We start from the raw sequence: 7,159 nt of genomic DNA on the forward strand, positions 1-7,159 counted from the left end.
CCGCCCCCGCGCGGGGCGGCCCCCCGCGGCCGGTGGTCATCCGGGGAGTCGGACGGCTAGTCGCGCTCCCACACGTAGAAGCGCTCCGCCATCGCGTCCTTCGGGGAGCGCCAGGTCTCGGGGTCGTACGCGCTGACGTACGCCGACAGGCGCTCGCTGATCCCCCGGAACTCCGGGTGGCCGGCCACCTTGGCGATGGCCGGGGCCGGGTCGCTGTCCGACTCGACGAGGTGCATGTACACATCGCCGAACTGGAACAGGCTGCGGCGGCGCACCCCGACGAGGTGCGGCAGCTCACCCCGGTCCGACTCCGTGAAGATCTTGGCGATGTCCTGGGCCGAGCCCGGGGCCATCCGGGCCACGATCAGTCCCTGGTGCATGGCAGGTGTCCTCCTCTCCCGCTCGCGGTTCAGTCGGCCAGGGCCGGGGCGGGGCGGTCCCCGGCGGCCTGCTGGATCCTGTCCCGGATGAGGGCAAGCTGGACCTTGGAGTTGCGGTTGATGTTGTCGGTCATCCAGTCGTCGTCGACCGGCGCCTCGGGCTTCATGGCGAAGTCCTGCGTCCACACCATCCGGGTACCGGCGGGCACCTCCTCGTAGGCCCAGTGGATGTCCATGTGGGCGAAGGGGCCGGTCTCCACGCGGCGGGCGCGGACGGTGCGGTTCTGGCGGTCCGGCTCGCGCTCGGAGACCCAGCTCCACACGGTGCCGTTGTCGTCCGGGTGCATGGTGAGCCGGAACGTCGTCCTGCGGCCCTCACGCTTGAGGACCTCGACGGACGCGTACTCGCTGAACAGCCGGGGCCAGTTCTCCAGGTCGTTGGTCATGTCCCAGACCAGGTCGAGCGGAGCGGCGATGGTGATCTCGTTCCGGGTGTGTCCGGCCATGTCAGGCTCCTGCCATAAGTGCGCTGTTGACGAGGTCGAGGAACGCCTGCGGCGACTTGCAGCGCTCGGCGTCCGGGGGCATCGGGGTGCCGTGCCGGTTCTCCAGCTCGCCGACGATGCCCAGCAGGCCGAGCGAGTCGAGCCCCAGCGTCTCGAACGGGGTCTCGGGCCGCTCCCGCAGCAGGGCGGGGGCGACGGTGATGCCCGCCGCCTTCTTCATGAGGGCGGCCAGTTCTTCTTCGGTGATCTGCGCGTTCATGCCGTTGTCTCCTTTGCTGTTCGCCTACTGGGCGCCGTGCCGGAGCACCAGCGCCGAGTTCGACCCCATGAGGCCCCGGCTGAGGACCAGCGCCGTGCGCGGCTCGGCCACGCGGGCGCTCCCGGTCACGAGGTCCAGGTCGTGGCAGACGTCCACCACGTTGGGTGTCGGCGGGATCAGGCCGTGCTCCATCGCCAGCACCGCCGCCGACACGTCCAGCACCGGTGCCGCGCAGTAGCCGCGGCCGATACCGGTCTTCGGCGCCGTCACCGGCACCCGGCGCCCGTGCGCACCGAGCGCGTCCACCAGCGCCAGCGCCTCGGCACGGTCCGCCTCCGGCACCCCGAGGGCGTCGGCGAAGACCATGTCGACCTCCTCCGGCGCGCAACCGGCCTCCGCCAGCGCGGTCCGGACGGCCTGCGCCAGCCCCTCGCGGGACTCGGCCCAGCGGGAGGCCCCGGTGAAGGTCGCCGCGTGTCCCGCGACGTACGCCCGGACCTCGGCCCCGCGTTCCCGCGCGGACCGTTCCGCCTCGATCACGAGCATCGCGCCGCCCTCGGCCGGTACGAACCCGCACGCCGCCTCGGTGAAGGGGCGGTAGGCGCGCGCCGGGTCGCTCTGACCGCTCAGCTCCCCGTACCCGAGCTGGCAGACCACCGAGTACGGCGCGAGCGGCGCCTCGGTGGAGCCGGCCACCATCACATCGGTGCCCCGGCGTACCGCGCGGGCGGCGTGCGCGAGGGCGTCAAGACCGCCCGCCTCGTCGGAGGCGACCACCGAGCAGGGCCCCTTGAGGCCGCGCCGGATGGAGATCTGGCCGGTGCTGGCCGCGTAGAACCAGGCGATGGACTGGTACGGACCGACGAACCGGCTGCCCTTGCCCCACAGTTGCTGGAGCTCGCGCTGGCCGAACTCGCCGCCGCCGGAGCCGGAGGCGGTGACCACCCCGATGGAGAAGGGGTCCACCGCGGTGTCGGCCCGTCCCAGCCGGGCGTCCTCAAGCGCCAGGTCGGCCGCCGCCATCGCGAAGTGCGTGAAGCGGTCGGTCTGCACCAGGAACCGCTCCTCGACCACCGCCGGGTCGAACTCGCGGACCTCGCCCGCCACCTTCAGCGGCAGATCCTCGCAGCCCTCCCGGGTCACCCGGTCCAGGACGCTGACGCCCTCCTGGGTGGACTTCCAGAAGGTCTCGGTGCTGATGCCGTTCGGGGCGACCACCCCGATACCGGTGACGGCCGCGCGCCGTTCCTCGGTCGCTCTCATCGTGTCCTCACTCCCTCGGCCGGGTCAGGATCACCGCGGACTGGAAACCGCCGAACCCGCTGCCCACGGAGAGCACGCCGTTCAGCTTCCGCTCCCGGGCCTCGCGCGGGACGTAGTCCAGGTCGCACTCGGGGTCGGGGGTCGTGTAGTTCGCGGTCGGCGGGACGGCCTGCTTGGCGAGCGCCAGCACACACGCCACCACCTCGATCGCCCCGATCGCCCCGAGGGAGTGCCCCACCATCGACTTGATGGAACTCATCGGGGTGTCGTAGGCGTGCTGCCCGAGCGCCCGCTTCACCGCGGCCGTCTCGTGGCGGTCGTTCTGCCGGGTGCCGGAGCCGTGCGCGTTGACGTAGTCGATCGCGGTCGGGTCGACCCGGGCCTGGTCCATGGCGGTCTCGATCGCGTGGGCCATCTCCAGGCCCTCGGGGGTGAGACCGGTCATGTGGTAGGCGTTGCCGAACGTGGCGTACCCGCTCAGCTCGCAGTACACGTGCGCGCCGCGGGCGCGGGCGTGCTCCAGCTCCTCCAGCACCAGCACCGCGCCGCCCTCGCCCATGACGAACCCGTCACGGTCGTTGTCGAAGGGGCGGGAGGCGTGCGCCGGGTCGTCGTTGTTCGGGGACGTCGCCTTGATCGCGTCGAAGCATGCCATCGTGATCGGGGATATCGGGGAGTCGGAGGCACCGGCCAGGCAGATGTCCGCCCGGCCCTCCTGCACGGTGTGGAAGGCGTACCCGACGGCGTCCAGGCCCGAGGTGCAGCCCGTGGACACCGTCTGCACCGGGCCCCGCGCGCCGAACCGCTCGGCCACCGAGGAGGCGACCGTGCTGGGCGAGAACGCCCGGTGCAGTTCGGGCCGGGCCCGGGTGTGGTCCACATCCCAGCGTCGGCCGCCATGGCTGACCAGCACGTAGTCGTTCTCCAGCCGGGTGGTGCCGCCGACCGCGGTGCCGACGGACACCGCGATCCGCCACGGGTCCTCGGCCGCGAGGTCGAGTCCCGAGTCGTGCACCGCCTCGTCGCCGGCCACCAGCGCGAACTGGATGTAGCGGTCCGACCGCTCGACCTGGCCGGCGTCGAGACCGTAGGCCGCCGGGTCGAAGTCGCACTCGGCGGCGATCCGTGAACGCAGCCCCGAAGGATCGAAGAAGGTGATGCCGCGCGTCGCGGTCCGGCCGTTGGACAGCAGGTCCCAGAACGCGGGCGTACCGATCCCGCCCGGAGCCACGATGCCTATGCCCGTGACCGCGACCCGGCGGGTCATGAGCGCACCTTGTCCCGGCCGGGGGCACCGGCACCACCGGCCTCCGTCACCACCGCGGCGGCCCCGATGACGTCGGTCTCCTCGGTGTCGACGTGACCGAGCTGCGGGCGCGGGGCCAGCGGACCCAGGTGGAAGACGAGGCGCGCCTCGTCGTCACCCACGTTGCGGAACCGGTGCCGCATGTGGGCGGGGATCATCAGCCCCTGCTCGGCCCTCAGGGGGTGCGCCTCGCCGTCGAGGTCCACCTCCAGCCGGCCGCAGATCACGTACACGAACTCCTCGGAGTACGGGTGGTAGTGCTCGCCGATGCGGTCGCCGGGCGCCACGATGGCCACGCCCATGAAACCGCTGGTGGAGCCGACCGTCGCCGGGGTCAGCATGGCGCGCAGGTCGCCGCCGCGCCGGGTGTTGTGCTCGGTGTCCTCAAGGTCGATGATCTTGGGGCGGTGTGGGATCACAGCTTCCTCCGTGGGGTGTGCCGCGTCGGCGGTCGCGGGGTGGGGGGCGGCCACCGGATCAGGCGTCCGAGGCGCGGCGGTCGGTGACGAGGTCCATCCGGGCGGCGTCGCCGTCGAGCAGCCCGCGCACCTCGGCGGCCGCGCGCGCGTCCTCCGGCAGGGCCTCGACATGCTTGCCGCGCACGTCCACCAGGCGCACCACCACGTCGTCGCGCTGGAAGACCGTGCTGCGCAGCACGGTGCTCGCCGGGTCGTCGGCGGCCACCTGGTCGTGCTGGGAGATCAGCTCGGCAAGACGCATGCCCTGGCCGGAGCGGGCCGGGTAGAACAGCGCCAGGCGGTTGCCCTCGGCCTGGTCGTCGGCGACCACGTGGTGCACCGCGGGGAGCGCCGCGCGGGTGAAGAACATCCGGGCCGACTCCTGGTCGTCCAGGTCCCGGTCCTGCTCCAGATAGGGGTTGATGGCCTCCTCGACCGCCCGCACCTCGGGCTGCCGGGCCACGTGCCGCAGCGCCGCGAGCAGGTCGCCGCGCACCTCGATGGCCCGCACCACCCGGTTGCCCTGCATGAACAGCGAGGTCCGCAGGAGCTGCGTGGTGTCGTCGACGCGGGCCTTCGGCGAGGCGTAGTCCGCGAGGATCGCCGCGACCTTCTCCTCCGTGCCGGGCTTCACGGTGAAGGTGAGCGCGTGCCGGATGACCCCGTCACCGATGCGCGGGTGCGCCTGGAGCCGGCGGCCGGGGGCCGGCTCGGCGGGGACGGCGGAGCCGCCCGTCTCACGGACGATGTGGAAGCGCAGCGAACGGGTGTCGCGCACGCAGGAGTGCAGCGGCTCCACCATGTGCACGTGCTCCTCGCTGTTCACCCAGGTGAGGAACGGCGGGGCGCTCTCCCACTCGCTGGTGATCAGCCACTGCGAGGGGTTCTCGATGGACTGGCAGAGCTGGTCGCTGACGTGACCGGGCACCTGAGTGACCTGGGAGCAGAGCTGCTCGTACGCCTCCAGGAACTGCTGCTGAGCGCCGTCGTACACGTCGACCAGAAGGACGACCCGCAGCGGGGAGCCGTCGAACACGGACTGGGAGACACGCTTGGACATCTCGCGTGCCGGTGTTTCTGAGGGACGTTCAGACGTGGTGGTCATCCTGCACACATCTCCTTCGCGGGGCGGCACCGGTGCCGGCCTCGATCGGGTCCGGCAGCGTTCCTTGATCCTGTGCCGGTCCCCACCGGCCCGCGACTCCTGTGAACCACGCGGGTGATTGGGCACGCGGAGGGGCCGCCACCGGGAAGTGAAGAGTCACCGGCGCCCCACGCGCCCATCCCCTGCCACTGGAGGCTTCGATGCATCAGAAAGCCGACCACCGGGTCCCCGTCCTCATCGTGGGCGGCTCACTGGTGGGCCTGTCCATGTCCGTGTTCCTGGGCCGTCTCGGTGTGCGGCACATGCTCGTCGAGCGGCACTCCGGGACCTCGATCCACCCCCGCGGACGCGGCAACAACGTCCGTACGATGGAACTGTTCCGGGTCGCCGGGGTGGAACCGGACATCAAGGCGGCCGCCTCGCTCCTCGCCGACAACCACGGCATCCTCCAGACGCCCACCCTTGTGGGTGACGCCGGGGAGTGGCTGTTCAAGAACATCGACCCCGGCGGCGGCCTGGCGAGGTTCAGCCCCACCGCCTGGTGCCTGTGCAGCCAGAACGACCTCGAACCGGTCCTGCTGGACAGCGCGCGCGAACTCGGCGGCGACCTCAGGTACTTCCACCAGCTGGAGTCCTTCGAGCAGTCCTTCGAGCAGGGTGCGGACGGAGTGACGGCCACCGTCCTCGACCGGAACACCGGGGAGCGGTTCACCGTCCGCGCCGACTACCTCGTCGCCGCCGACGGCCCGCGCAGCCCCGTACGGCGCGCCCTGGGCATCGGGCAGAGCGGGCCCGGTGACCTGTTCGCCAACGTCAGCGTCACCTTCCGGTCCAGTGCGCTGGCCGACGTGGTCGGGGACCGCCGCTTCATCTGCTGCTACCTCACCCACCCGGACGCGGACGGCGCGCTGCTGCCCGTGGACAACAAGGAGAACTGGGTCTTCCACGCGCCCTGGCACCCCGAGCGCGGCGAGACGCTTGAGGACTTCACCGAGGAGCGGCTGCGCGACCACATCCGGCGGGCGGTCGGCGCGGACGAGCTCGATGTGAAGATCACCGGTACGGCCTCCTGGCGCGCCGCCGAACGCGTCGCCGACCTCTACTCCGCCGGCCGGGTCTTCCTCGCCGGCGACTCCGCGCACGAGATGTCCCCGACCGGCGCGTTCGGCTCCAACACCGGCATCCAGGACGCCCACAACCTCGCCTGGAAGCTGTCCGCCGTCCTGTCCGGCTGGGCCGCCCCCGGCCTGCTGGAGTCCTACGGCGCCGAGCGCCGCCCGGTCGCGACCGCCACCAGCGCCCGCGCCTCCGCCCGCTCCGTGGAGCACAGCCACCCCGGCTTCGCCCCGGCCCCCGGGGTCGGCGGCGCCAAGCGCGGCGGCATCCTCAACGTGGTCCTCGGCTACCGCTACCCCGGCGGCGCCGTCCTCGGCGCCGACCCGCACGCCGAGGTCGTCCCGGACGCCCTGGCGCTCGACGGCCGCCCCGGCAGCCGCGCCCCGCACCTGTGGGTCCGCCGCGGCGGACTGCGCCTGTCCACGCTCGACCTGTACGAGCGTTCGATGGTCCTGCTCACCGACGCGCCGGACGACGCGGGCTGGTACGCGGCGGCCCGCCGGGTCGCGGCGGAGGACGGCGTCGCCCTGGACGCCTACCGCGTGGGCCCGGGTCCGGACGCCGACCTCACCTACGACACCGAGGGCGCCGACTGGGCCACGGCCCACGGCACCACGGCGGACGGCGCGGTCCTGATCCGCCCGGACGGCTTCGTGGCCTGGCACGCCACGAGCGCGGCGGCGGACCCGGACACGATGCTCCGGGAGGCCCTGACGGCACTGCTGTCCCGGGCCTGACCGACCGGAGCCCCGAAGGCCGCCCGCAC

Annotated in this window: 8 protein-coding genes; 1 reads left to right on the forward strand and 7 read right to left on the reverse strand. The window is 72.5% G+C overall.

Annotated elements, in window-relative coordinates; translation table 11 throughout:
- Nucleotides 1–56 precede the first annotated feature (56 nt).
- The 7 genes from ACFWN1_RS30390 to ACFWN1_RS30420 are packed head-to-tail and all read right to left on the reverse strand — an operon-like array spanning nucleotide 57 to nucleotide 5,277.
- A complete protein-coding gene (locus tag ACFWN1_RS30390) occupies nucleotides 57–380 on the reverse strand; it encodes a TcmI family type II polyketide cyclase (RefSeq protein WP_384369011.1) in 324 nt (107 codons plus the stop codon).
- A gap of 29 nt (nucleotides 381–409) precedes the next feature.
- Nucleotides 410–886: an SRPBCC family protein gene (locus tag ACFWN1_RS30395; protein WP_384369014.1), complete on the reverse strand. Its 477-nt coding sequence runs from the start codon at nucleotides 884–886 to the stop codon at nucleotides 410–412.
- 1 nt (nucleotide 887) lies between these two features.
- A complete protein-coding gene (locus ACFWN1_RS30400) occupies nucleotides 888–1,145 on the reverse strand; it encodes a phosphopantetheine-binding protein (protein WP_384369017.1) in 258 nt (85 codons plus the stop codon).
- 24 nt (nucleotides 1,146–1,169) lie between these two features.
- Nucleotides 1,170–2,408, reverse strand: coding sequence for a ketosynthase chain-length factor (locus tag ACFWN1_RS30405; RefSeq protein WP_384369020.1), 1,239 nt, complete (start codon nucleotides 2,406–2,408; stop codon nucleotides 1,170–1,172).
- 7 nt (nucleotides 2,409–2,415) lie between these two features.
- Nucleotides 2,416–3,675, reverse strand: a complete 1,260-nt coding sequence (locus ACFWN1_RS30410) for a beta-ketoacyl-[acyl-carrier-protein] synthase family protein (RefSeq protein ID WP_384369023.1) — start codon at nucleotides 3,673–3,675, stop codon at nucleotides 2,416–2,418.
- Entirely contained in the window at nucleotides 3,672–4,133 is a 462-nt protein-coding gene (locus ACFWN1_RS30415; RefSeq protein WP_384369026.1) for a cupin domain-containing protein, read from the reverse strand. Before ACFWN1_RS30415 ends, ACFWN1_RS30410 begins: the two co-directional genes overlap by 4 nt.
- Before the next feature lie 58 nt (nucleotides 4,134–4,191).
- The gene (locus tag ACFWN1_RS30420) at nucleotides 4,192–5,277 is read right to left on the reverse strand and encodes a SchA/CurD-like domain-containing protein (RefSeq protein ID WP_384369029.1); all 1,086 of its coding nucleotides are present in this window, start codon (nucleotides 5,275–5,277) and stop codon (nucleotides 4,192–4,194) included.
- Nucleotides 5,278–5,477: 200 nt separating this feature from the next.
- Between ACFWN1_RS30420 and ACFWN1_RS30425 the strand changes: the two genes are divergently transcribed.
- Nucleotides 5,478–7,130, forward strand: coding sequence for an FAD-dependent oxidoreductase (locus ACFWN1_RS30425; RefSeq protein ID WP_384369032.1), 1,653 nt, complete (start codon nucleotides 5,478–5,480; stop codon nucleotides 7,128–7,130).
- The last annotated feature ends 29 nt before the right edge of the window (nucleotides 7,131–7,159 follow it).

This window comes from Streptomyces sp. NPDC058459, assembly GCF_042721685.1.
Lineage (GTDB): Bacteria > Actinomycetota > Actinomycetes > Streptomycetales > Streptomycetaceae > Streptomyces.